Raw genomic sequence first — 22,971 nt, forward strand, 5'->3', positions numbered from 1 at the left:
GGAGCTTCCGCTTTTCTAATAAGGAGGGAGATCATTGCCTATTCAGGTGTTAATTAATCTTTTTATCGCCTTTTTATGGATGTTTCTTCAGGATGAATGGAGTATTTTAGCCTTCTTTGCAGGCTATCTCGTTGGTGTGATTGTGTTATTTTCTTTAAGGCGCTTTTTCCCTACATCTTTCTATTTAAAACGGTTTATCGCCATTATGAAATTATTTATATTGTTTGTCCAGGAATCGTTCATATCAAGTATAGCAATTATTAAAGAAGTAATAAGGCCTAAAATCGATGTAGCTCCTGGTATCTTTAAAATGGAGACTGAATTAGAGGGTGATTTGGAAATTACGTTACTTGCCTTGCTCTTAACCTTAACCCCAGGCTCTGTTGTAATGGAGGTTTCACCAAATAATAAAGTATTTTATCTTCATGCGTTAAATATGCCGGATTCAAAGCAAGCTGTTTTACAGTCGCAGATCAAATATGAGAAAGCGATTAAGGAGGTAACCCGATAATGTTTAATCTATTTTTATTAGTTTGTTTATTTTTCCTGACCCTTTCTATACTAGCAGCACTTTATCGTGTCATAAAAGGGCCTTCAACACCTGATCGAGTTATGGCACTGGATAACATCGGTGTCAACATTATTGCAGGAGTTGCCTGCCTTTCTATCCTTATGAGGACACATGCATTTTTTGACATTATTTTATTAATCGGAATCCTCTCTTTTGTAGGCACCATTGCCTTTGCAAGATTTATTGAAAGAGGTGTTGTTATTGAACGAAAACGTATACATTGACATAATCGTAGCTATTTTTCTTTTTATTGGAACCGTATTAAGCTTTCTGAGTGCAATTGGATTAATTCGACTGCCAGATGTGTATTCTCGCTCCCATGCCGTTTCAAAAAGTGCAAGCCTAGGAGTACTCTGTATTTTATTTGGAACTTTTCTTTTCTTTTTGTTAGCAGAAGGATATTTCAGTATTCGATTAATTCTTGGTATTTTCTTCGTATTTTTAACCTCTCCAGTTGTATCTCATCTATTAAATCGAGCTGCCTATCGATCAAAGGTTGAACTCACAAAGGAAACTGTACAAGATGATTTGAAGGAATTTCTTGAAGAGTATTAAGTTGATTTCATAAAAACGGAGAAAATAATCTCATACGATTTTATTCTCCGTTTTTTCTTTTGAGAGCTGTGCTTTAACAAATGAAACAATTATGCTATGCGAAAATAGGTATTCAGAACTATATTGTCCTTTTCGAAAGAACAAATGTATTTATCGGAAGGAAAAACACTTGATTATTTTCTGAATAGGAGTAAAATTAGGATATATTTTTTACAGATTAGGAGATGTCAGGATGAAAGTCGTTAAGTTTGGCGGATCTTCATTAGCATCTGGAAAGCAGGTCGAAAAGGTCTTCCAGATTGTTGTTTCTGATCCAAAGAGAAAAATTGTCGTTGTTTCCGCTCCTGGAAAAAGATCGCCAGAAGATGAAAAGGTGACAGATTTGTTAATTGAGTGTGCAAGGCTTTGCCTGCAAAATAAAAATCCGCAGGAAAAGTTAAACACAGTTATAGAAAGATATGCCGCTATTGCGCAAGAATTGAATCTATCAGAGGAAATTATTAATGACATTCTACAGGATCTACAAACAAGATTGACTGCAGACAAACGCAATCCTGACAAATTCATGGATTTAGTAAAAGCAAGTGGGGAGGACAATAACGCCAAATTAGTTGCTGCTTTTTTCCGGCAGCAAGGGGTGGAAGCCCATTATGTAAATCCTAAAGAAGCAGGACTTTTTGTAAGTGATGAACCAGGTAATGCTCAGGTTTTACCGGAATCATATGACAAGTTATTCTCGTTACGGGAACGTTCTGGGATTATTATTTTTCCTGGATTTTTTGGATACAGCAAAGAAGGTGAGGTATTCACTTTTTCACGTAGTGGTTCAGATATTACTGGTTCGATCCTGGCGAATGGACTTAAAGCCGAATTATATGAAAATTTTACAGATGTTGATGCTGTCTATTCTGTAAATCCATTTATCATCAACAGCCCGAAGGAAATTAAGGAATTAACGTATCGGGAAATGCGTGAGCTTTCCTATGCAGGTTTTACTGTCCTTCATGATGAAGCACTAGTTCCTGCGTTCCGTGCAGGAATTCCGGTACATATTAAGAACACAAATAATCCAAATGCACCAGGTACGAAAATCGTTTATGAAAGAGATAATACGAACGGTCCTGTCATTGGTATTGCTAGTGACAAAGGCTTTTGCAGCATTTATGTCAGTAAATACTTAATGAATAGAGAAATCGGCTTTGGACGGAGGCTTTTAGCTATACTAGAAAGCTATGGTCTTTCCTATGAGCATACTCCTTCTGGAATTGATGATATTTCAATCATTTTAAGAGAAAATCAGTTTACTCCTGGCATGGAAGAGGAAATCGTTGATCGCATAAAAACTGAGCTTGATTCAGACGAAGTGGTTATTGAACATAGCTTAGCTCTCATTATGGTTGTTGGAGAGGGGATGCGTCATAATATCGGTACAACGGCAAGAGCCTCTAAGGCATTGGCAAAAGCTAACGTTAACATCGAAATGATCAATCAAGGTTCATCTGAGGTCAGCATGATGTTCGGTGTTAAGGAAATAGATGAAAAACGAGCGGTTCAGGCACTTTATGAAGAGTTTTTTGCGGCAGTAGCAGTGTAATAATAGTAAAAAGAGTTGACGCACTCCTGCGTCAACTCTTTTTCTATATTGTTTTTTCAAAATTAATACGTTTATTAAGAGCATACATGATTGGCATTCCTACTATTAATACAACAAACTCACCGATTGCCGTTGTGAGCCATGTAAGCATGAATGGCAAGTCAAATGCTAGTTTAAGCTCAAAGGCGATAATCCACATCATGAACGTGAAAATGAGTGAGTTCACGATCATACGAACCCAGATGTTCTTAATATATCGGCAGCAAACAATCGTGATTAATAAAGAAATCAGCGTATGACCAACACCAAAAATAAGATCATATGCTTTCATTGGTGAAAATAATAGATTCGTTAAAAACACACCTAAAACCATGCCATATATATACTTCTTATTGAACACGACTAGGTGATTAAACATTTCGGATACACGGAATTGGACAGCCGTAAATCCAAATGGCTGGATAAGCATGGAAACAGCAATATATAAAGCCGCTAATATGCCATTTCCGACAAGTGTCCTTACTTTCATATTCAATTCTCTCCTTAGTTTTTTATCGTGGGATGGTTACGAACCACGTGAGCTCTTTGCCCAAAGCATATATATTAATATATTTTGAGGCTTTCGTCAATTATGCACAATATGTGAACAAGAACTAAAAATAAAGATTAAACCAATGTTCAAAGGTTGACATAAATATGCATAAGTTTTATTCTAAATTTAAAGAAAATTCAATATGGGCGGATGACGGTTGTGGGAGAGTGCATGATGACTAGCCACCGAAGGAGCAAGTTCCATTAAACACCCTTGGAACAAATCTCTCAGGTAGAGGAACCACAACGGGACGCGTCTCTGGAGAGCTCGTGCTATTCGTACGACACCAAAGGGGACCCTATTTGGGTTTAAACTCTCAGGTAAAAGGACAGAGAAAGGGTAAAGTAAGTTACCCTTTCTCTGTCCTTTTTTGGCTATTATGAAAGTTTAAGTTTATTAACGTACTAAAGTGAAAGTGTGAGTTCAATTAAATATCTTCTAATTAGATCGCTAAGAAAAACTAAGGCATTCGCTAAGTTTTCTTATGTAGATTTAAGGGAATGATGTCGATATTATTCAAAAGGGAATGTATGGACAAACTATTGATGTTAGATGAAACTGCTTAGTAATAGATGGGAAAGCGATACATGATTAATTATTAGGAATAGAGGTGTGGCAGATGGCAACAAAAGAAAAGGATAGCCGGGTAGTACTATTAATTTCGTGTCCGGAAAAGCCGGGAATAATATCAATTGTTTCTAATTTTCTATTAGAACATCATGCAAATATTGTCCACTTTGATCAGCATACAACAGATCCACATGCTGGAAGGTTTTTTATGCGAATAGAATTCGATTTGAAAGATTTTGAAACAGCTTTTGAAAAGCTTGAACAAGATTTATATGGGATAGCAGCAGAGCATTCGATGGAATGGCAGTTATGCAGCACAAAAAATAGAAAGAAAATGGCAATATTTGTTTCGAAAATGGATCATTGCCTTCTTGAACTTATTTGGCGGTGGAAGTCAAAGGAACTGCCAGTTGATATTCCACTAGTCATTAGCAATCACGCTAAATTAGCAGACGAAGTGGAAAGCTACGGGATTCCTTTTTATCATATCCCATTAACGCATGAAACGAAGGAAGAGGCCGAACAAAAAGCAATGGAATTAATGGAAGGGAAAGTAGACTTTATTGTTTTAGCAAGGTATATGCAAATTCTTTCCCCAAATTTTATAGCGAAATATCCTAATCAAATCATTAATATTCATCATTCCTTTTTGCCTGCTTTTGTCGGTGCAAACCCTTACGTAAGGGCATTTAATAGGGGAGTGAAGCTAATAGGTGCAACAGCTCATTATGTTACGAATGATCTGGATGAGGGGCCGATTATTCAACAAGATGTTATGCGTGTCAATCATCGCTATTCGGCTGATGAATTAAAAATTGCCGGAAGACATGTAGAAAGAAAGGTCCTCGCTGATGCAGTTGCATGGCATGTTGAAGACCGAGTCCTTGTTCATGGGAATAAGACAATCGTATTCGAATAGCAAATAGCCATAATGGGGATTCAGTTTTATATCGTAAATTATTGAGAGAGGGAGAATTTAAAATGACTAGAAAAAAAGTCACTTTATCAAGTTTAATTAGAAAAAATAAAGAGGAGCTTATGAGAGATCGAGGACAGCTTGAAGTAATTGAAAAGCGCATAGATGATAAACATACAACGTCTAAAAAAGTCGTACAAAGAGTTTGAATACAGGTAGGATTAGTGGATAAAGTGAAACTTCCATCAGTGGGGGGGCTTTCATCTCCCACTGATGGTTAGTTGCGGCCCACAGGAAGTGGGTCACGCAGACGTTGCCACACGATGTGGCGCTTTTAGTCTGTGTTCATTTTATGGGCCTTTACGGGCAGTTGATCCCCCGCTTAGGATTCTTTGATTCTCTCGCAAACTTGAAGTGGGGGTCTACTGCCCGTTAATCTGAGACAAATAAAAACTATAAAAATAATTGACAGATTTGTAAGGATTCGCTTATGATAAATATATAAATTGTATAGTTTCTCCTAAAGGGGAGTAGCTTTAACGATAAGGTCGTCACTTCGGAGTTCATAGCTCCCGGCTTTGTCGGCAACATTCCGTTGTTAGCAAGACCTTTACCTAAATAGGGTAGAGGTCTTTATTTTTTGTTTCTGACCTTTACCGCATTTTGGTAAAGGTTTTTTGTTGGCTTGAAAAAAATAGATGAACACCATGTTTTCTTAGCATTTTCAAGGAATGTGAACGCATAAGAAAAAAGGAGGGCAAGAAAGAACGAAGAAAAGGAAAATGTCCTTTATTCAGCTCGATTTGCACATAATTTAATTTAAAAATGGGGGTCAAACAATATGGATTTTTCGATACTTTTAGAATATGGATCGGTTTTATTAGTATTAATAGTTTTAGAAGGTCTTTTAGCAGCTGATAATGCATTGGTTTTAGCCATAATGGTTAAACATCTTCCGGAAGAGGAAAGAAAAAAAGCTTTATTTTACGGCCTTGCCGGAGCATTTGTATTCCGTTTCGCTTCTTTATTTGCGATATCATTTCTTGTTGATATTTGGCAGGTTCAAGCAATTGGTGCACTTTATCTATTATTTATTTCCTTTAACCATATCTTTAGAAAGGTATTAATAAAAAAGGATAAGGATAAAGAAGTTAATACAAAAGAGAAGAAAAAAGCAGGTTTTTGGGGAACTGTTTTTAAAGTGGAATTAGCTGATATTGCATTCGCTATTGACTCTATTTTAGCTGCAGTAGCTCTAGCAGTAGCACTTCCTGCTTCAGGCTTACCGAAAATTGGAGGTATGGATGGCGGGCAATTTCTCGTTATATTCGCAGGCGGATTTATTGGATTAATCATTATGCGTTTTGCAGCTAATTTCTTTGTTAAATTATTGCATACAAAGCCAGGCCTAGAAGTTGCCGCATTTCTTATTGTAGGTTGGGTCGGAGTAAAACTTGCAGTGACCACACTTTCACACCCGGCATTAGCGGTGCTGCCAGAATCATTTTCTCATTCGACTGAATGGAAAATTACATTCTATGTTGTGCTCATCCTTATCGGGGTAGTTGGATGGTTTTTCTCTCCAAAGAAGGATAATGAAGTAACTGTTGAAGATAAAGTGAGTTAATCAGGGTTATATGATTTAAGCATTTTACCCGCAAAAAAGCATGTTTATGAGACCACTATTTCGGAAAAATCCGTGGAGAGTGGTCTCAATGAGTGTTCATGAGACCACTATTTCGAGAAAAACCGTGAAGAGTAGTCTCAAAGAGCGTTTATGAGACCACTTTTTCGGAAAATTCCGTGGAGAGTGGTCACAAAGAGTGTTCATGAGACCACTTTTTCGGAAAAATCCGTGGAGAGTGGTCTCAAAGAGTGTTTATGAGACCACTTTTCCGGAAAAATCCGTGGAGATTGGTCACAAAGAGTGTTTATGAGACCACTTTTCCGAGAAAAACCGTGAAGAGTGGTCACAAAGAGTGTTTATGAGACCACTATTTCGAGAAAAACCGTGAAGAGTGGTCACAAAGAGTGTTTATGAGACCACTTTTCCGAGAAAAACCGTGGAGATTGGTCTCAAAGAGTGTTCATGAGACCACTATTTCGAGAAAAACCGTGAAGAGTAGTCTCAAAGAGCGTTTATGAGACCACTTTTTCGAGAAAAACCGTGAAGAGTGGTCACAAAGAGTGTTTATGAGACCACTTTTCCGAGAAAAACCGTGAAGAGTGGTCACAAAGAGTGTTTATGAGACCGCTTTTTCGAAAAAATCCGTGGAGAGTGGTCTCGAAGAGTGTTCATGAGACCGCTTTTCCGAGAAAATCCGTGAAGAGTGGTCACAAAGAGTGTTTATGAGACCACTTTTTCGAAAAAAATCCGTGGAGAGTGGTCTCAAAGCATGTTCATAATCCCACTTTTTCGAAAAATCACGAAGAGTTTAATAAGGAAAACCCTTTGCGTATGATTCCTTCATAATTAGTGAACCCTATGAAATAAAAGCTTGAAAGGGTTGCTCGCTATGAAGAAACAAGAAAAGCCTAAGGAAAAGATGAATATGGATAGTCTAGACGAACAGAAACTTATAAGAGAATTCTCTAATCCAGACAATAAGCAGCCGGTCCCTCAGCCTAAGGATTTTGACGAAATAGAATATTAAGCCAGTAAAAACGAAGCCAGCTCCTAAGTGCGAACATGTATACACTTAGGAGCTGGCTTAAATTTATTGCCGATTTTTTATAAAACTTTTTCTAATTGTATATCTAAAGGCTCTTTGTTAAGGATCTTTTGGTTTATTTCTAAAGCATGTGTACACCCGACAGCTTTATAAAAATGCTGTGTTTCTACTGAAGGATGGGCTGCAATGTATAGCTTCTTGGCACCCATTTGTTTTGCTTTTTCACAACATATTTGAAACAGCTTTTTTCCAATTCCGCTATTTCTATATTCATTAGAGACATGGATATAAGGAAGTTCAAGGTATTCTTTATTATTCCCGAATAATTCGCCTTCCACATTTGCGAAACCGATTAACTTTCTATCTGAAAAGGCTCCGGTTACAGTTCCATTCGCCTGGACGCAATTTTGCAATTCTAGAATGACTTGATACTTTTTTTCATCATCCCAATGCTCAACAAAGTAGTCAGCTTTAATGATGAATTGATCGTTTGCTTTAAAACATACGTAATTCGTTTCTTGATACCGATTAAATGTTGTTAATAGAGTAGGGGATAATTCATGTATAGTTAATACTTTGAATTGAATCATGATTATTTTCCTTCGTACTTCATGCCGACTGTAAATATCTCAAAACCAAGTTCCCTATAATAAGAGGCTTTATCGTCTTCGCAGAACAGTTGAATATGTAATTTAGCTTCATTCCCTTCTCTCACCAATCTTCGAACTATTTCTTTTCCAATTCCTTTATTCCGATAGCTTGGGTGAACAATTATTCCACATATATAGCCGTTAATAACACCATCTGATATGATTCGTCCAGTTCCGATTAATTGGTCTTCATCATATACACATAGAACATGCCAGCTTTGAAGCATTGCTTTATGTAGAGCTTCTTTCGGCAACTTCAGAAATTCATTCCAGCCATCATTTTGATAAAGTGTAAATAGTTGATCGGGATTAGCAATTTCGTCAGTATATCTAATTTTCATCATTATTTCTCCTTAAAAAGTTTAGGGTCAAAATAGAATTCTTCATAGAAGTAAAGAATCCTCTAAAAAATAAAGAAGGAATTAAAAGGAAAAAGAAATACATTTGTAGAAAATATTGAAAAAAGAGGAGGGGGCAAATGGAACATTTAGATAAGGTGTTAGATGATTATTTCCAATGTTGGAATGAGGCTTTCTTAAGTAAGAATGGAGATAAACTTAGAAATTATATGTCTAAAAGCTTCGTAGGATATTGGGCAAATTCGAATCTCGAACTTCCTGATCAGTATGATAATACCTATGATATAGAGGCAGTGTTGAAGCAATACGACAATGCTGAAAAAAGTTTTGAGCCAGTTTCCATTTCTATGCGTAAGGATGGAGAAGAGTTTGTTGTAATTGGGACTGAAACAGCAGTGATTGACGGTAAAGCCTATCCTGCAAAATGCATGTTTGTTTGGAGAAGAGAAGAAAATGAGTGGAAATTGCTAAGAGAATATATAGAGTTAGAAAAATAGATTTTCATTTTATTTTTGCTAAACTTCGAAACAAATAAGGAGTTTAGATATAATATTATTTGGGAAAAGAATATAGTTAGTAATATAATTCGGTTAGAAGAATTTATTCGTCTTTTAAAGTTATTTTGAAAAAGTATTGAACAAGAGCTTATTTAGTATTAATATTTTTGTGTAGATTCAAAGTGGAAAGAGAGTGTTCATTATGGGCCGTAAGTGGAACAATATTAAGGATAAGAAAGCGTCAAAAGATGCTAATACAAGTCGTATATATGCTAAGTTCGGAGTCGAGATTTATGTAGCAGCTAAGCAAGGTGAACCTGATCCAGAAGCCAATCAAGCTTTAAAATTTGTTTTAGAAAGAGCTAAAACTTACAATGTACCAAAACATATTATTGATCGTGCCATTGATAAAGCAAAAGGCGGGTCAGATGAAAACTATTCTGAGCTTCGTTATGAAGGCTTCGGACCAAATGGCTCAATGGTAATCGTGGATGCATTGACAAATAACGTTAATCGTACGGCATCAGATGTTCGTGCTGCATTTGGGAAAAACGGTGGAAACATGGGTGTAAGTGGTTCTGTTGCCTACATGTTTGATGCAACTGCTGTTATTGGTCTTGAAGGGAAATCAGCAGACGAAGTGCTTGAAATCTTAATGGAAGCAGATGTTGATGCACGCGACATTTTAGAAGAAGAGGAATCGGTTATTATTTATGCCGAACCCGATCAATTCCATTCAGTGCAAGAAGCATTGAAGACTGCTGGTATAACAGAATTTACAGTTGCGGAAATCACGATGCTTGCTCAAAATGAAATTACATTGCCTGATGATGGCCAAGAAAAGTTTGAAAAAATGATTGATGCACTAGAAGATTTAGATGATGTTCAACAAGTGTATCATAATGTAGACTTAGGTGAATAAATGGAAGCAGACCTTTTGGATGAAAAAAGGTCTGCTTTTTTATTTAGGCTGTAATTAGGAATCTTGTTACTTTATGATGTAATCATAAATCAGCAAAATTATTTTTCAGATCTTTTTCTTTAAAATAAAATGAACGTTTTTTCATTGTTAGCCGTCATATAATTAGAAATTAATTAGTGGGGGGAAAGCCATGAGAGAACTCCATATTCAATTTGATACTGATGTGAACATAAAAGGAACGGTCAGTTTTCCTAATGATTCAGGTGAGAAATTACCTCTTGTCGTGATTATTCATGGTTCTGGACCTGTTGACCGTGATGGTAGTGTAAAGAATATGCCTATGAATGCATACAAAATGCTCGCTGAATTTTTTGCATCCATTGGTGTAGCGGCACTTCGATATGATAAACGTGGAGCGGGAGAGAGCGGAGGAAATTTCTATGAAACTGGAATGTGGGATTTAGTGAATGATGGTGTTGCTGCGGTTCAGGCAGCACGACAACTTCCACAAATTGATCCTGAAAGAATTTTTCTGCTTGGTCATAGTGAAGGATGTACATTATCTCCAGCTATTCATAAACAGGTGAAGGCTGCTGGATTGATTTTGCTTGCAGGACAGGCGGACAATGTAAGAAATGCCTCTGAAATGCAGACGCGGTTGCTTGAGGAGGAAGTTACGAACATGAAGGGCTTCCTAGGACTACTGCTTCGAGGGTTAAAGGTGCATAAAACCTCTGCGTTAAAGCAAGCAAAACTATTTGATGAATTAATGGCATCTAATGAAACCGTAGTCAAAAAAGGTATTGCAAAAATCAATGCTAAATGGATGCGTGAACATTTTCAATATCAGAATGACGAGGATCTTGCAGGTGTTACATGTCCTATACTTGCTATTACAGGAGAGAAGGATGTCCAGGTAGATCCAAAGCATGTCCATTTATTTAAGGAAAAAGTAAATGGGCCAGCAGAAGCGTATAATGTAAGAACGATGAATCATCTCCTCCGGGAACAAGAGGAGCCTGTCTCGATGTTAAAACTTAAATCCATTTATAAAAAAGGCTTTTCAAAACCGTTAAGCCCTGAAATGCTCTCTATTATGAAAAATTGGGCAGAAAAAAATATTCTCCTTAAAATTAGTTAACCCAATATAAAAATGCCTTAGCTTAACAAGCTAAGGCATTTTCTATGAAATTCATAATCCTAAAAAACTATGACTTAAATGTTTAATACAACAGCCATTTCCTTCCCAAATCTATCGCCATTATCAATAAAGCCTAAGCTCGCATATAATTGATGTGCTCCAATGTTTTCAGGATGATAGCCAACCACGATTTTTTTACAATTTGGCAATTTAGACATTTCATCAATCATTAATTTAGTTGCCTTCTTACCTATCCCTTTTTGTTGATAGTTTTTATCTACCATAATTCGATATATCCAATAACCATCAAGTTCTTCCAGGGTCGTATTGAACATTAGAAAACCTACGAACTTATCTTCATATTGGATAGCATATGGCTTTAATGATGGTTCGAATTTTGATTGAGCAATCGAAACAGCATTAGGCTCAATATGATTTACTTGATTCTCAGATACTTCTAAAGTACAGCAGTCATACCAATTCTCTTTGTTTAATTCTACTAGTTGAACAGTGTTGTTATCCATAAATTCCCCTTTTAAGTAAAATTTTCTTTAGAATAGTATTATAACATAATATTCTAATAATACTCAAATTTGCCATAATGGAAATCATGAACTAGAAATGCTTTGATTAGTATAGTGGAACTTTCCACTTATCCTTGACCTCATCATAGCGAGTGACGGAAAGTAAATGCAGCGTCAATTCCTCAGGAATTTCTTCCAAGTCATACGATTTGAGGTTGATTGATGTCTTGTAGCGGCCATTCTTATCTTTTTCATTGAGAATAGATCCCCCACCATAAGTAGAATATGTTTTTCCTTTATCATCGACTAAAACCCAATCGCCAAGTTCTGAAGCAGTAGCTTCTCTTCCACCCTCCATTTCAATTACAACAGACGTTTCTTTTTCAATAGGCATTAGCGATTTTTTCAGCGAATACTCATTATCTTTTTTCGCTTCTTTTATTGTGATAAAGTTTCCTTCATACTCAAAGGACACAGGATTTTTCTTTAGCTCTTTCGGTTTAATTTTAATAGAAAAATCAGAAGGTACCGTTTTATATACGCCATCTAACACAAAGGTCAGCTTTTGCTTATCCTTTTGTGGAATAAACGAATCATTCCAAGCGATTTGACCGAGCTGTTCCATGTCAGAGCCTGAACTTTGTAATGTTCCTGAGCTCTGAGTATGCGCTGCATAGTTACGATATATCGCTTTCCCTTCCTCATTCTCGATATGATAGGCAATGGCAGTTCCATAGTTGGTTAAAGATTCTGCACCAGTTACTTTTTCCTCACCAAACTTAGCTTCAAGCTTTTGAACTTCATCTTTTACTTTTGCATGCTCTTCTTCTGTAAAGGCTGTTTCATATAGAAATTCACTAGAGGAAGGAGAAAAGCGCATTTCAGTCATATTAATGTTGACACCATGCCTGCTACTATTTTTATCATTTAATGGAAGAGTGGTTGTAAATTGACGAGCTTCCTTAAGATTAATAGGGATTTCTAGTTTCCAGTTGCCCTTTACTCCATTTAGCTCATCAAAATTAAACTTTACGGTCATTGCTTCTACTGTTGGTTGTTCCCGTAATGAAAATTCAATTAACCCGTAATCACTTCCTTCAGACCAACCCATGCCCATGCTTTCAATTCGTTTTCCATTTTGATCGAAGGCCGTGATGTTGTCTTGCGAAACATCAAGGTCTATTTCTGTATCTTGAAAATCTCCATCAGCATTGATTATTTGATAGGACAAGGCGACCCGAGAAGAATCAGTTATGACATCTTCCACTTTAAATGTAATTCCATTATTCGTTACTTCTTGATTTACTCGTTGCACGAGTCCTGCATCCTTTGCCATTCTTAATCCCTCATCAACTTGTTCGGTTGAGAACAAGCCACCAATCCACTGGGCAAAGCTAGGATTCAGAGCTGCGCTTAAGCCAATAGCTACTACCACTACCGCTGCAGAAAGCATAATCCTTTTCCAAGGAGTTCTTTTTCTGCGTACAGCCTTCTGTTTATAAGGCTCAAGCTGATCAAGAACTAAGGAATCAAAGTGATCAGGTAATGTTGGTATTTGTAAAGTTTCTCTTAAAAATTGTTGTTCATCTTTAAAAGCTTCTACGATTCTCATGCATTCGTTACAGCTTTTTAAGTGAGTATTTATATCAGATTGCTCCTGTTCTACTAACAGGTTATCAACAAACTGTGAAAGTTTATCCGCCGTTGGACATTTCATGAAAATAGCCTCCTTCGCGTTTTACTATATCTCTCATTTTTTTCTTAGCCCGATGAAGCTTATTGCGGACATCTGAAAGAGGGAGTTCGACAATCTCACTGATTTCGTTATAGCTTAATTCATTTGCATATCTTAAGAGGATGATCATTCGTTCATCTTCTGGCAGCGTGGCAATCAAACGCTCGAGCTGCCTATTTTTTTCTTTCTTTAAGAAAATCACTTCAGGATGGTTCGAGTTCACCATTTTTTCTTCGTTTATTTCCACCTGTTTCATTTGATAGCGTTTCTTTCGGAATTCATCCATACAGTGATTAATCGCCACCCGATAGATCCAGCTGGAAAACGATCCATTTCCATCAAATTTACCGAGCTGATGATAGACTTTAATAAAAGCCTCCTGTACTAAATCCTGAGCATCCTGTGGATTTCTTGTCATTCGTAAAATCGTGGCATATAACGGATTTTTATATTTATTAATAATGTGTGCGTAGGCATGCTTGTTGCCGGATAGCACATCTTGGATCCAAAGCAGTTCTTCTTCCATTTTGACCTCCTAACTAAAACGATCATGCGCATGTCTCGCTTTTGGATTTCATCTATAATAACGAGTTTAATCTCTAAATAATTTCATCTAAATAAAAAATTATTAAAGAAAGTTTGTGTTAAAGCTTAGTGTTGATCATGCTATTTTGTTGTTGATTGGAGCGGAAGGCGCGAGACTCCTGCGGGAGAAGCGAGTCAAAGGGAGACCCCGCAGGAGCGATAGCGATGAGGAGGCTTCCGGACCGCCTGCGATCGCTAAGTGCCTGCAGCGGAGATCAACAGGGAAGTTTAACATAGAAAAAGAAAAAGGCTGCCGCAGCAACCATCGAGCCTATACAAAAAACTTTAACTAGATATCTAATCGTATTTTTGAGTTTGATCTACCTGGGATTGATGATTTTTGAATAATTTTTGATAGCCGTAGATCCCAGAGCTAAGTAATAATATTCCGGAAAACAAATATACAAATCTAGCACTTACTAAATCAACAAGCAAACCAATGATAAAAACAGATAAACTAAAGACTGCTTGATTAATGGTTGCCTTTGAAGCTAAGTATTTTCCTAAAAGTTCTTTATTGATGGAGTTCTGAATAAATGTGCTTTGAGCAATATCTCTAACTTGATATAATGGGCCCATTAAAATAACTAATAACAAAGCGATAATAGGAATACTAACAAAAGAATAGATGATGGTAAGAATTGAAACACCAACTGATCCAATAACAATGAAAAGTACAAGAGACTGATTAATATATTTTGAACATTTCCATACTAAAATGCCACCAATAATTGTTCCTGCATAATAAGCTGAGTTAATATATCCCCACCATTTTTCATCTTGACCTAATGCTTCTTGAACGAAGATTAAGGTGACAGCCCCAATCCAAATGCTTCCACCAAATAATTCAATGATATCCATTTTTGTAATCGTGCTTAATATAGGGTGTTTAAAGACAATTACCCAGCCTTCCTTTAGAGATGCAATTGGATTCTTTTTCTTCTTGTTATGAACCGTAGAATTCGTTTTTAACATCAATAAAGAAAGGATAGAAATCAACAATAATATAATGGTTATGATAATGACTTTAAAATGACCAAGATAAACGATTAGAATACCGCCGATGGACCAGCCAAGAAGCAGCAATATTTGATCGGTAGTAGACAAAAGGCTATTCGCATTCACTAATTTCTCTTTTGAAACTACCTCTGGGATTAGAGCGCTCCTCGAAGGATTAGACCAGCCATTGAAAAATGAAATAAATGCTAATAAAAAAAATAGCAAAATATAATTGATTGGACTAGGGATAAGTAATATCGAGATTACAATAAAAGCATAAAAAATCAGCTGGAATATCTGTGAAATTAATAGAATCCTTTTCAAAGTATATTTTTCCATCATTAATGGTACTGTAGATCCACTTATAATTTGCGAAATCATACTAATAATGGTGACAGCTGATGCAAAAGTGGCTGAATTCGTTTCTTGATAGATAAATGTAATGATTGTCATTGTATATAAAGAATAAGCTAGTTTTGTAGAAGACTGACTTATTAATAATAAGTAAAAAGGTGATTTCAAAAAAACACTCCTTAATGATAAACCTGTTAAATAAGAGAGATAACTACTATTTTTTTTATCATAGCATTATCTTGCTGAGATTTGGTTAATTTTCCAAATCTACTGCTAAAGTGTAGTAATTCAATATAAATGATTAGAAGGAAAAACTATTTATTGGAAGAAATACTATATAACTAACTAATAGGAGATGAAATCATGCTTGAAAAATTAATTAGGGTAGGAACGATTTATATTCCTGTAGTGGATGTAGACAGTTCTGTTCAATGGTATACGGATAAGCTAGGGGCTGAGCTAAGCTATAAAGATCAGGAAAAGGCTATTCTGAATTTCGCTAACCAGAGCTTTTTCTTAGTTAAATCGAAAGAAGATCAAAGTTCAAATTTTATTGATGATAAAGGCAATGAGCGCTTCTCAGTGACGTTTGAAGTGAATGGAATGGCTGCTTTAGAAGAAATTCATAAGGATTTTGTTAACCAAGGTATCAGTGTTGGAGAAATTGAAAATAGGGGCCATTCTGGACGGAACTTTGTTTTTTCTGATCTCGACGGAAATAAATTTGATGTTTGGAGCGAATTAAGTCCGATTTTTAAAGAGAAATTCTTTATCTCAAATTAAATGCCAGTCAGTAAGTATTTAAAAGATTGGAGGATTTCTATTGTTATACCATTTTAGCGAAAACCCGCATATAAAAACCTTTTCTCCAAGACCATCCAAAACATCTGCGAAACCAGTTGTTTGGGCGATTGATCAAGAGCATTCCATTCATTACTATTTTCCGCGAGATTGTCCAAGAGTTATTTATTGGAAGGCAGATTATACGAACGAAAATGATAAAAATCAATTCTTTTTCGGGTCAAGTGCAGACCAGATTATCACGGTTGAAAGCCGTTGGCTAGAGCGGATTCGTCAAACAAAACTATATGTCTATACATTTTGTGCAGACTCATTTGAAATGTTCGATGAGAACGCTGGATATTATGTATCCGATCAAGAAGTTTCTCCGATTAAGGTTGAGCCTGTTGGAGAGTTATTAGAAAAGCTCTTGAGTGAAAGCATAGAATTAAGATTTACTCCGGATCTCTCTCCGATTCGAGATATGGTTATTTCTTCAACCTTAGGATTTTCTATTATTAGATTTGGCAACGCGATAAGTGTATCAAAATCATGAGGGTTTGATATTTAAGAGTATGATAGAGAAAAAATCGGATATGTTATCGAAAAGGTCAATCTATGTAGGAGATTGACCTTTTGTTTTTTTATGTTAATTTTTTATACATCACAATATGTGGACCAATAGGAGGATAATCAAATATTTCACCATGTACTTTAAAGCCTAATTTATTATAGTATTCTTGTACTGTGGTTCTTGCTTTACACCATAGTAGGTCAAACCCCTGCTCTTTTATCAAACTTTCGGAGAAGGTAACAAGTGATCTACCAGCTCCTAACTTTCTAAACTCTTCAAGAGTTGCCATTCCTCTTAAACGATATTGCTTTTCAATTTTAAAATCAGGATTCTTTTCAACGCAAAAGGAAGCAATACTAATTAGCTCTCCTTGATAAAATGCTCCAACATGAAATGCACCAGCTTCATGATCTGTATCATATTTGCAGTCCTCAACTGTCTGGTGAGGACGTAAAACACTATGTCTAAGACTGTAGGTCATTTCTGGCTTGATTTTTAGAACATCAATCATGTTATTCCTCCAATCCTTTCATAAAAATAAATGAGAATTATGAATTGGTAATTCGCTTACTGTTCTAGAAATCCTGCATTAATTTCAATGCTTTTTTTGATGAATATTTATCAATGTATAGTAAAAAAGGATATTGGAGTATCGCTGTAGTAGCTTCTTGGGTGCATAAAGAGCGAAATAAGTGATGTTTAAACTAAAGCCTGTATAGGTTTTATCCAGAAGATATGACAGAAAAATGTCGAAGTATGTATATTATTGTAAAATAATGTTTAACTTTCATTGACTATTCCATTTTTGTTAATTAGACTGTTAAAGTGAAAAAGTAATGAGTGATTTTACATAGGTACAAAGTCTGGTGTAGGCAGACTTATTGAAAGATAAGGAAGCAAAATAATGGTTCTGTCGTTTATATTAGCTATTGAACTATGATCTCCAGGTTGCCTATATTAAAGTGATTGCTGCTCTATTTTTAATGGACAGCTGTTTTTTTTTGTGAAAATAAAAAATAGTCGGTGGTTTATGATAAGGAAATAAACAGCGAGTGAATGAGTTGAACTAAATTTATATTTTCGAAGAGTACTGTTGGGGCAAGATATTGTGGAAAGTGATTCATACTATTGAAGATAGATAAAATTAAAAAAGCAAAATAATAATTGAAGAAGAGATGATATTATATGACATTTACAATTGGGAAAAAGTTGTTAGCGGGATTTTTGAGTGTTGTCATTTTACTTGGCATTATTAGTTCAATATCATATGTCAACATTAAGAAAGTAGACGAATCTTACTCAGATTTGGTTGATCGGCGGGCAGATATATTAATTAATTCAATGAATATGCAAATCAGTGCATCTAGAGAAGGCGGTAATTTGAGAGGAGTATTAATAAGAGAAAAGGATGCATCGGATTTATTGATACAATCTATCGATAATCTAAATGAGAGCATAAAAGCTACAAGTGATATAGCTTATCAACAAGATCATAAAGATAAATTAAAACAGCTTGAATCAATGAATAATGACTTTATGCAGATGTCAAATGAAGTCATAAATTTGATGGAGAAAGATCCGGAAAAAGCAAATATATATGCAATTGAAGAAGTTATTCCATTATCGAGAGAAATTCGTGATATAGCAGATGGACTCGCAAAAGAGCAAAAAAAACTTATGGATGAAGGAAGTATCGCTAGTTCTGAATTGTCTAATAATGTTGCATCAACTGTTCTTATCCTAAGTATAATTGCTATTGTATTAGCGGTTATTATTGGCGTGGTTATTACTCGAATGCTTACTAAACCTATTTTATCAATAGAAAAAGCGGCATCTGCCATCGCGGAATGTGATCTTACTCAAGAGGATGTTCATGTAAAGAATCGGGACGAATTTAGAAATCTGGCTAGATCATTTAACCAAATGAAGGAGAATCTTCGCCTCTTGGTTCGTGAAGTGAGCCTGGATGCTGAACAAGTAACTGCAACTTCGGAAGAGCTGACTGCCAATGCTGAACAGACGAGTGGTACAACAGAACAAATTACAATCGCAATTCAAGAAGTGGCATTAGGGTCAGAAAAACAACTATCGCATGCTACAGATGTTAATCAATCAGTCGTAGAAATCTCAAGGGGAATGAATCAGGCTGCAGCTTCCATTCGATCCGTTGTAGATTTAACGGCTACAGCGAATGATAAGGCAGTCGCCGGAAATGAAGTGGTTACTCAAACAGTTGAACAAATAAATCTTGTTCAAAAAACTGTTAATGAAACTGAAGAAGTAGTAAATATCCTTGGTGATAAATCAGTTGAAATTGGCCAAATCGTTGAGTTGATTACCCAAATTGCAGATCAGACAAACCTTTTAGCTTTAAATGCTGCAATCGAAGCTGCAAGGGCAGGAGAACATGGAAAAGGGTTTTCAGTAGTCGCTGATGAAGTAAGGAAGTTAGCGGAACAGTCTGGTGAGGCAGCAAGTCAAATACGCGAACTTATTCAAGAGATCCAAATAGAAGCAGATAAAGCTGTGCAATCTATGAATCATGGAGCAACTGTAGTAGATGCGGGCATTAAATTAGTTTATCAATCTGGAAATGCATTCAGTGATATTGTAAAGTCCATTGAACAGATAACTGACGAAACTCAAGAAGTGTCAGCAATTGTAGAACAGGTAAATTCAAGCTCTCAGAATGTGGTAGAAATGGTGGAAGGTGTAGCCATTATTGCTGAAAAATCTGCAGGAAATACACAAAACGTAGCCGCATCAGCAGAAGAACAAAATGCCTCAATGGAAGAAATATCATCTTCAGCGGCAGCTTTAAGTAATATGGCTTTAAATCTACAAACAGCAATTAATAGATTTAAAATTTAGAATCATATTTCATGTGAAATAAATGATACGAATTTATCGCAGATTAACGGGCAGTAAGACCCCCACTTCAAGGATTCGCGTATGCAAAGAAGAGTAAGTGGGGGATCAACTGCCCGTAAATGCCCGATTGGTTCAACTAACCATCAGTGGGGGATGAAGAAAAACCCCCACTGATGGAAGTTTCACTTTATTAAGTTTACCGTTAAATTGAGTCTGATCACGGAAAGCGCGTACACACCCGGAAAATATAGAAAGAATAGTTAACATTTTGTCATTAATGAAAAGTTCTGTGGAGAGAAAAATCTCTGTAGGGCTTTTCTTTTTGTTATTATTATAAATTGGTTAATTATGGTATATTTATTGAGGTAAGGGGGGATTAGAGTGAATACATTTTCAGTTGTAGGCATCGTGATTGTCTTTACAATTTATATACTTGTAGATCAAGTGTATTTGAAAAGACATCTTGGTATCAAAAGCAAATATGAATGGTTATTCTCTGTGAATAGAAAGACCTATGCAAAAATTATTGATTTTTTAATTCTTATTTTATTCATTATTATTTTTTTGAACCTAAATAGTGGTTCGACTTTTCATACTTATTCACCCGTTATCAGAACAAGCCCAATGTTTGGGATGTTTTTCCTCCAGAATGTAAATCAAGGGATTGAGGAACTACTAATAAACCGAACTGAAAAATCCTACTATCATAAATTTTTAGGTTCTTTTATGATACTGGTTACTTTTCTGATTTTGTTTGTAGGAGAAAGAGTATAGGAACCTTTTTAATTCAATTAACGAGGGCATTACTTGATAAAAATCAGCTTTATGGAAGATAAATATGAGGGAAATAGATTTGCAGCTATTATTGGGCGGGTTAGCAAATAAAAAGAACTTTACCCATGAATGTTGTAATATTCTGTTAAAATAAAAGTAGGAATCCTAATTTAAAAATAATTTTGAAGTAGGGGAAAATACATGGAATCTCTTAAACCTGTAAAAAGGAGTGCTATTAGAATATACCTTGGGAAGAAGTATTACCGCTTAAAGAGATATATTAATTGGTTCATAGGAAAAAAGAAGTTTTCAATAAAAAAGAGCAACACTTTATTACCGCATGTGATTTTCACCCATCAAACATTACTACTCCGAGAATTAAAAGATGTAGATATGTGGTTGCAGCAAAATAAAGTGAAGAATCTCAAGGTCGCAACTAAAAAACTAAATAAAATCATTGTCAATCCTGGAGAAACATTTTCTTATTGGCGATTGCTTGGTAAGACAACAAGGAGAAAAGGTTATGTAGATGGTATGGTTTTACATTATGGTAAGGTTACAACAGGTGTTGGTGGGGGATTATGTCAATTATCGAATTTAATTTATTGGATGACATTGCATTCTCCTTTAACTGTTACAGAAAGATACCGTCATAGTTATGATGTATTTCCAGATTCCAATAGAAGTCAGCCTTTTGGCAGTGGAGCAACGTGTGCTTACAACTATCTTGATTTACAGATAAAAAATGAAACAAATCACTCATACCAATTAATTGTATATTTATCTGATACCCATTTAGTAGGAGAATGGAGATCAGATACTCCTCCCATTCGGGCTTATGAAGTTTATGAACAGGCCCATTTGATTACACAGGAGTATTGGGGCGGCTACGTCAGACATAATAGAATTCATCGTAAAATTTTTAACAAAGAAAAAGTTCAAATAGATGATGAATTCGTTACGGAAAACCATGCAATTATGATGTATGAACCGCTTCTGGATCAACCTAAAACCGTGTGATTTTTTAATAAAAATGAGGTGAAATCTATATTGTTTTACATAAGAAATCTTGAAGAAAGCGAGTTTGAATTTTTTAAGGATATGCTTTATGAGTCCATACATATTCCAAACAATAAACCATCTAAAGAGAATTTATTAAACCTTCCTCAAATAAAAAAATATTATGAAGGTTGGGGACGAAATGGTGATAATGCATTAATCGCTATAAATAATAATAACCAAAAAATGGGAGCGGTATGGTACAGATTATTTGATGAATTGAATAAAGGATATGGATACGTTGATCATGACACCCCTGAATTAGGAATAGCAGTTTCAAAGAATGCTAGAGGAATGGGGGTAGGAACACTGCTTATGAATAAGATCATTCAGAAAGCACTGGAAGATGGTTTTAAATCTCTTTCCTTAAGTGTTGACTTAGATAATGAAAATGCTGTCCATATTTATAATAAACTTGGGTTCAAAGAAATTGGTGTATCGGGTACATCAATAACAATGGTATTCAGAGTTTACGAATAAGATTTTTCTCTTAAAAGTGAATATGTGAGAACCTTATTAATTCTTTGTACAAAAGGCTTTCAATAAACGTCGTATAACAATGGGGAGATAAATTTATTGATAAAGAAGAGTTCAATGTGCCCGAAAAAAGAAACTCCCCACCAAAACGGTCACGAATAAGAGCTGAATGCGCCCGTAAAAAAGAAATCCCCATCAATTCGGTCACAAAGAAAAATTCAAAAATAATGGGATGAAAGGGAATACAGATTTTATTGTGTATGATTTATTGGATAAGGTGATTACTAAAAAAAGTAAATAGTGAAAGTGACTTATTTAAATAATGAAAATATTTAGTTTGGAAAATTGTAACATTATTGTTATTTGGAAAGTCTATATCAATGGAGGAGGTGTGGGATGAAAAAAATAAAAAATGTTACTTTTCTTTTTGTATTTATCGTATTAATGGCCGGTTGTATGAAGGAAGAAAAGGGGCAATTGACAAGAGTTGATGTTCAGAAAATGAACCCTGATGGCAATTATGAAGATGTTTTCATGATAACAGACAGTGAAACAATAGAAAGAATAACCACTGTAATTGAAAATATAAAATGGGAACCAAATAAAGATAAAGAAGCAGAAATGGCCAGAAAAGCAGACGTAAAAGCCACTTTATTTTTTGAATATAATAAAGACATGCCTGAAAGATTGAATGAATACGATATTTGGTTTGGTGAAAATAACGGCACTGCAACAATTATTAGTAATAATAAAGATGAAGGCTTTGGATCATTAGATAAAGACAATGCTCATATTTTAAAAAGTGAATTATTAAGTAAAACAATAGATTGGAAACCCCGAAATGAATATGCTGAAAATGACAAAGTGTTGTTTAGCATTTTTCCAGACCCAAACCTTGTCGCAGGAAAATCTTACGGGTATATGTTTAGTTTTGCAGAACCATTTGAAACTTACAAAGGAAAAAAATTAGCGATGTATGCTTATCATAAAGAAACTGGAGAGCGCATAACGGCAGTACCTCCGGAAAAGATAACAGAGCCAAGTTCTGGTTATCCTAGCTTAAATCGATTTACAACTTTTTTCGAACTCCCTATTGGTGGATTATGGAGAATTGAAGTTGAGTTTGATGGGAAATTTTACGGGGACGTCATATTAAACGTTCCAAACTAAAAGGAAAGAACACAATCGGGAGGAGTCTTC

The 22,971-nt window shown here is 35.5% G+C and carries 26 protein-coding genes and 4 riboswitches; of the genes, 18 read left to right on the top strand and 8 right to left on the bottom strand.

Annotated features, from left to right (window positions below; all coding sequences use genetic code 11):
• Positions 1–34 precede the first annotated feature (34 nt).
• The 4 genes from FSZ17_RS04330 to FSZ17_RS04345 all read left to right on the top strand — a co-directional run bounded on the left by FSZ17_RS04330 (position 35) and on the right by FSZ17_RS04345 (position 2,720).
• Complete coding sequence (locus FSZ17_RS04330) at positions 35–511, top strand: Na+/H+ antiporter subunit E (protein ID WP_057775845.1); 477 nt, start codon at positions 35–37, stop codon at positions 509–511.
• Positions 511–795: a Na(+)/H(+) antiporter subunit F1 gene (locus FSZ17_RS04335; RefSeq protein ID WP_057775846.1), complete on the top strand. Its 285-nt coding sequence runs from the start codon at positions 511–513 to the stop codon at positions 793–795. Before FSZ17_RS04330 ends, FSZ17_RS04335 begins: the two co-directional genes overlap by 1 nt.
• The gene (gene mnhG / locus FSZ17_RS04340) at positions 773–1,126 is read left to right on the top strand and encodes a monovalent cation/H(+) antiporter subunit G (RefSeq protein ID WP_057775847.1); all 354 of its coding nucleotides are present in this window, start codon (positions 773–775) and stop codon (positions 1,124–1,126) included. Before FSZ17_RS04335 ends, mnhG begins: the two co-directional genes overlap by 23 nt.
• 232 nt (positions 1,127–1,358) lie before the next feature.
• Entirely contained in the window at positions 1,359–2,720 is a 1,362-nt protein-coding gene (locus FSZ17_RS04345) for an aspartate kinase (RefSeq protein WP_057775848.1), read from the top strand.
• 43 nt (positions 2,721–2,763) lie between these two features.
• Here the strand turns inward: FSZ17_RS04345 and FSZ17_RS04350 are convergent, their stop codons facing one another.
• A complete protein-coding gene (locus FSZ17_RS04350) occupies positions 2,764–3,249 on the bottom strand; it encodes a QueT transporter family protein (protein WP_057775849.1) in 486 nt (161 codons plus the stop codon).
• 8 nt (positions 3,250–3,257) lie between these two features.
• A riboswitch (PreQ1 riboswitch) is annotated at positions 3,258–3,302 on the bottom strand.
• A 160-nt stretch (positions 3,303–3,462) separates the two neighbouring features.
• Positions 3,463–3,565: riboswitch (glycine riboswitch) on the top strand.
• A 2-nt stretch (positions 3,566–3,567) separates the two neighbouring features.
• Positions 3,568–3,647: riboswitch (glycine riboswitch) on the top strand.
• Positions 3,648–3,931: 284 nt separating this feature from the next.
• On the opposite strand from FSZ17_RS04350, the gene purU reads away from it, so the two are divergent.
• The 4 genes from purU to FSZ17_RS23280 all read left to right on the top strand — a co-directional run bounded on the left by purU (position 3,932) and on the right by FSZ17_RS23280 (position 7,452).
• Complete coding sequence (gene purU, locus FSZ17_RS04355; protein WP_057775850.1) at positions 3,932–4,801, top strand: formyltetrahydrofolate deformylase; 870 nt, start codon at positions 3,932–3,934, stop codon at positions 4,799–4,801.
• Positions 4,802–4,863: 62 nt separating this feature from the next.
• Entirely contained in the window at positions 4,864–5,007 is a 144-nt protein-coding gene (locus FSZ17_RS04360) for an FbpB family small basic protein (RefSeq protein WP_082625381.1), read from the top strand.
• Between the two features lie 632 nt (positions 5,008–5,639).
• Complete coding sequence (locus tag FSZ17_RS04365; RefSeq protein WP_057775851.1) at positions 5,640–6,425, top strand: TerC family protein; 786 nt, start codon at positions 5,640–5,642, stop codon at positions 6,423–6,425.
• An 889-nt stretch (positions 6,426–7,314) separates the two neighbouring features.
• Positions 7,315–7,452 (top strand): hypothetical protein, encoded by a 138-nt coding sequence (locus FSZ17_RS23280; RefSeq protein ID WP_185150666.1) that lies wholly within the window; start codon positions 7,315–7,317, stop codon positions 7,450–7,452.
• A 77-nt stretch (positions 7,453–7,529) separates the two neighbouring features.
• Here the strand turns inward: FSZ17_RS23280 and FSZ17_RS04370 are convergent, their stop codons facing one another.
• On the bottom strand, positions 7,530–8,060 hold the full coding sequence (locus FSZ17_RS04370; RefSeq protein ID WP_057775852.1) for a GNAT family N-acetyltransferase: 531 nt from the start codon (positions 8,058–8,060) through the stop codon (positions 7,530–7,532).
• Positions 8,061–8,062: 2 nt separating this feature from the next.
• Positions 8,063–8,461, bottom strand: a complete 399-nt coding sequence (locus FSZ17_RS04375; RefSeq protein WP_057775853.1) for a GNAT family N-acetyltransferase — start codon at positions 8,459–8,461, stop codon at positions 8,063–8,065.
• Positions 8,462–8,598: 137 nt separating this feature from the next.
• On the opposite strand from FSZ17_RS04375, the gene FSZ17_RS04380 reads away from it, so the two are divergent.
• The 3 genes from FSZ17_RS04380 (at position 8,599) to FSZ17_RS04390 (ending at position 11,039) form a co-directional block, all read left to right on the top strand.
• Positions 8,599–8,976, top strand: a complete 378-nt coding sequence (locus tag FSZ17_RS04380) for a nuclear transport factor 2 family protein (RefSeq protein WP_057775854.1) — start codon at positions 8,599–8,601, stop codon at positions 8,974–8,976.
• A gap of 202 nt (positions 8,977–9,178) precedes the next feature.
• A complete protein-coding gene (locus FSZ17_RS04385; protein WP_057775855.1) occupies positions 9,179–9,898 on the top strand; it encodes a YebC/PmpR family DNA-binding transcriptional regulator in 720 nt (239 codons plus the stop codon).
• A gap of 190 nt (positions 9,899–10,088) precedes the next feature.
• Complete coding sequence (locus FSZ17_RS04390; RefSeq protein ID WP_057775856.1) at positions 10,089–11,039, top strand: alpha/beta hydrolase family protein; 951 nt, start codon at positions 10,089–10,091, stop codon at positions 11,037–11,039.
• A 74-nt stretch (positions 11,040–11,113) separates the two neighbouring features.
• On the opposite strand, the gene FSZ17_RS04395 is transcribed toward FSZ17_RS04390, so the two are convergent.
• The 4 genes from FSZ17_RS04395 to FSZ17_RS04415 form a co-directional block, all read right to left on the bottom strand.
• Positions 11,114–11,563, bottom strand: a complete 450-nt coding sequence (locus FSZ17_RS04395) for a GNAT family N-acetyltransferase (protein ID WP_057775857.1) — start codon at positions 11,561–11,563, stop codon at positions 11,114–11,116.
• Between the two features lie 106 nt (positions 11,564–11,669).
• Entirely contained in the window at positions 11,670–13,280 is a 1,611-nt protein-coding gene (locus FSZ17_RS04400) for a DUF4179 domain-containing protein (RefSeq protein WP_057775858.1), read from the bottom strand.
• On the bottom strand, positions 13,258–13,824 hold the full coding sequence (locus FSZ17_RS04405) for an RNA polymerase sigma factor (protein WP_057775859.1): 567 nt from the start codon (positions 13,822–13,824) through the stop codon (positions 13,258–13,260). Before FSZ17_RS04405 ends, FSZ17_RS04400 begins: the two co-directional genes overlap by 23 nt.
• Before the next feature lie 356 nt (positions 13,825–14,180).
• Positions 14,181–15,404 carry an MFS transporter gene (locus FSZ17_RS04415; protein WP_057775860.1) on the bottom strand — a complete coding sequence of 408 codons (1,224 nt, stop codon included), beginning with the start codon at positions 15,402–15,404 and terminating at the stop codon, positions 14,181–14,183.
• Between the two features lie 195 nt (positions 15,405–15,599).
• On the opposite strand from FSZ17_RS04415, the gene FSZ17_RS04420 reads away from it, so the two are divergent.
• Together FSZ17_RS04420 and FSZ17_RS04425 are read left to right on the top strand one after the other, a co-directional pair.
• Positions 15,600–16,019, top strand: a complete 420-nt coding sequence (locus FSZ17_RS04420; RefSeq protein WP_057775861.1) for a VOC family protein — start codon at positions 15,600–15,602, stop codon at positions 16,017–16,019.
• Between the two features lie 40 nt (positions 16,020–16,059).
• Positions 16,060–16,572 (top strand): DUF6886 family protein, encoded by a 513-nt coding sequence (locus FSZ17_RS04425; protein WP_057775862.1) that lies wholly within the window; start codon positions 16,060–16,062, stop codon positions 16,570–16,572.
• Positions 16,573–16,660: 88 nt separating this feature from the next.
• Here the strand turns inward: FSZ17_RS04425 and FSZ17_RS04430 are convergent, their stop codons facing one another.
• Positions 16,661–17,101, bottom strand: a complete 441-nt coding sequence (locus tag FSZ17_RS04430; protein ID WP_057775863.1) for a GNAT family N-acetyltransferase — start codon at positions 17,099–17,101, stop codon at positions 16,661–16,663.
• A gap of 350 nt (positions 17,102–17,451) precedes the next feature.
• A riboswitch (cyclic di-GMP riboswitch) is annotated at positions 17,452–17,546 on the top strand.
• A 229-nt stretch (positions 17,547–17,775) separates the two neighbouring features.
• On the opposite strand from FSZ17_RS04430, the gene FSZ17_RS04435 reads away from it, so the two are divergent.
• The 5 genes from FSZ17_RS04435 (at position 17,776) to FSZ17_RS04455 (ending at position 22,941) form a co-directional block, all read left to right on the top strand.
• Positions 17,776–19,461, top strand: coding sequence for a methyl-accepting chemotaxis protein (locus FSZ17_RS04435; RefSeq protein ID WP_057775864.1), 1,686 nt, complete (start codon positions 17,776–17,778; stop codon positions 19,459–19,461).
• Positions 19,462–19,842: 381 nt separating this feature from the next.
• Complete coding sequence (locus tag FSZ17_RS04440) at positions 19,843–20,235, top strand: DUF4181 domain-containing protein (protein ID WP_057775865.1); 393 nt, start codon at positions 19,843–19,845, stop codon at positions 20,233–20,235.
• 201 nt (positions 20,236–20,436) lie between these two features.
• Positions 20,437–21,255: a VanW family protein gene (locus tag FSZ17_RS04445; RefSeq protein ID WP_057775866.1), complete on the top strand. Its 819-nt coding sequence runs from the start codon at positions 20,437–20,439 to the stop codon at positions 21,253–21,255.
• Positions 21,256–21,285: 30 nt separating this feature from the next.
• The gene (locus tag FSZ17_RS04450; protein WP_057775867.1) at positions 21,286–21,774 is read left to right on the top strand and encodes a GNAT family N-acetyltransferase; all 489 of its coding nucleotides are present in this window, start codon (positions 21,286–21,288) and stop codon (positions 21,772–21,774) included.
• Between the two features lie 393 nt (positions 21,775–22,167).
• On the top strand, positions 22,168–22,941 hold the full coding sequence (locus FSZ17_RS04455; protein ID WP_057775868.1) for a hypothetical protein: 774 nt from the start codon (positions 22,168–22,170) through the stop codon (positions 22,939–22,941).
• The last annotated feature ends 30 nt before the right edge of the window (positions 22,942–22,971 follow it).

Origin of the sequence: Cytobacillus dafuensis (assembly GCF_007995155.1) — a bacterium.
Taxonomy (GTDB): domain Bacteria; phylum Bacillota; class Bacilli; order Bacillales; family Cytobacillaceae; genus Cytobacillus; species Cytobacillus dafuensis.

Bases quoted from the DNA above. Each gene is read 5' to 3' on its own strand.
- FSZ17_RS04360 (WP_082625381.1), top strand. From the start codon at position 4,864: ATGACTAGAAAAAAAGTCACTTTATCAAGTTTAATTAGAAAAAATAAA.
- FSZ17_RS04375 (WP_057775853.1), bottom strand. From the start codon at position 8,461: ATGAAAATTAGATATACTGACGAAATTGCTAATCCCGATCAACTATTT.
- FSZ17_RS04445 (WP_057775866.1), top strand. From the start codon at position 20,437: ATGGAATCTCTTAAACCTGTAAAAAGGAGTGCTATTAGAATATACCTT.
- FSZ17_RS04380 (WP_057775854.1), top strand. From the start codon at position 8,599: ATGGAACATTTAGATAAGGTGTTAGATGATTATTTCCAATGTTGGAAT.
- FSZ17_RS04455 (WP_057775868.1), top strand. From the start codon at position 22,168: ATGAAAAAAATAAAAAATGTTACTTTTCTTTTTGTATTTATCGTATTA.
- FSZ17_RS04385 (WP_057775855.1), top strand. From the start codon at position 9,179: ATGGGCCGTAAGTGGAACAATATTAAGGATAAGAAAGCGTCAAAAGAT.
- FSZ17_RS04395 (WP_057775857.1), bottom strand. From the start codon at position 11,563: ATGGATAACAACACTGTTCAACTAGTAGAATTAAACAAAGAGAATTGG.
- FSZ17_RS04350 (WP_057775849.1), bottom strand. From the start codon at position 3,249: ATGAAAGTAAGGACACTTGTCGGAAATGGCATATTAGCGGCTTTATAT.
- FSZ17_RS23280 (WP_185150666.1), top strand. From the start codon at position 7,315: ATGAAGAAACAAGAAAAGCCTAAGGAAAAGATGAATATGGATAGTCTA.
- FSZ17_RS04435 (WP_057775864.1), top strand. From the start codon at position 17,776: ATGACATTTACAATTGGGAAAAAGTTGTTAGCGGGATTTTTGAGTGTT.
- FSZ17_RS04400 (WP_057775858.1), bottom strand. From the start codon at position 13,280: ATGAAATGTCCAACGGCGGATAAACTTTCACAGTTTGTTGATAACCTG.
- FSZ17_RS04335 (WP_057775846.1), top strand. From the start codon at position 511: ATGTTTAATCTATTTTTATTAGTTTGTTTATTTTTCCTGACCCTTTCT.
- FSZ17_RS04365 (WP_057775851.1), top strand. From the start codon at position 5,640: ATGGATTTTTCGATACTTTTAGAATATGGATCGGTTTTATTAGTATTA.
- FSZ17_RS04430 (WP_057775863.1), bottom strand. From the start codon at position 17,101: ATGATTGATGTTCTAAAAATCAAGCCAGAAATGACCTACAGTCTTAGA.
- purU (WP_057775850.1), top strand. From the start codon at position 3,932: ATGGCAACAAAAGAAAAGGATAGCCGGGTAGTACTATTAATTTCGTGT.
- FSZ17_RS04420 (WP_057775861.1), top strand. From the start codon at position 15,600: ATGCTTGAAAAATTAATTAGGGTAGGAACGATTTATATTCCTGTAGTG.
- FSZ17_RS04345 (WP_057775848.1), top strand. From the start codon at position 1,359: ATGAAAGTCGTTAAGTTTGGCGGATCTTCATTAGCATCTGGAAAGCAG.
- FSZ17_RS04405 (WP_057775859.1), bottom strand. From the start codon at position 13,824: ATGGAAGAAGAACTGCTTTGGATCCAAGATGTGCTATCCGGCAACAAG.
- FSZ17_RS04390 (WP_057775856.1), top strand. From the start codon at position 10,089: ATGAGAGAACTCCATATTCAATTTGATACTGATGTGAACATAAAAGGA.
- FSZ17_RS04370 (WP_057775852.1), bottom strand. From the start codon at position 8,060: ATGATTCAATTCAAAGTATTAACTATACATGAATTATCCCCTACTCTA.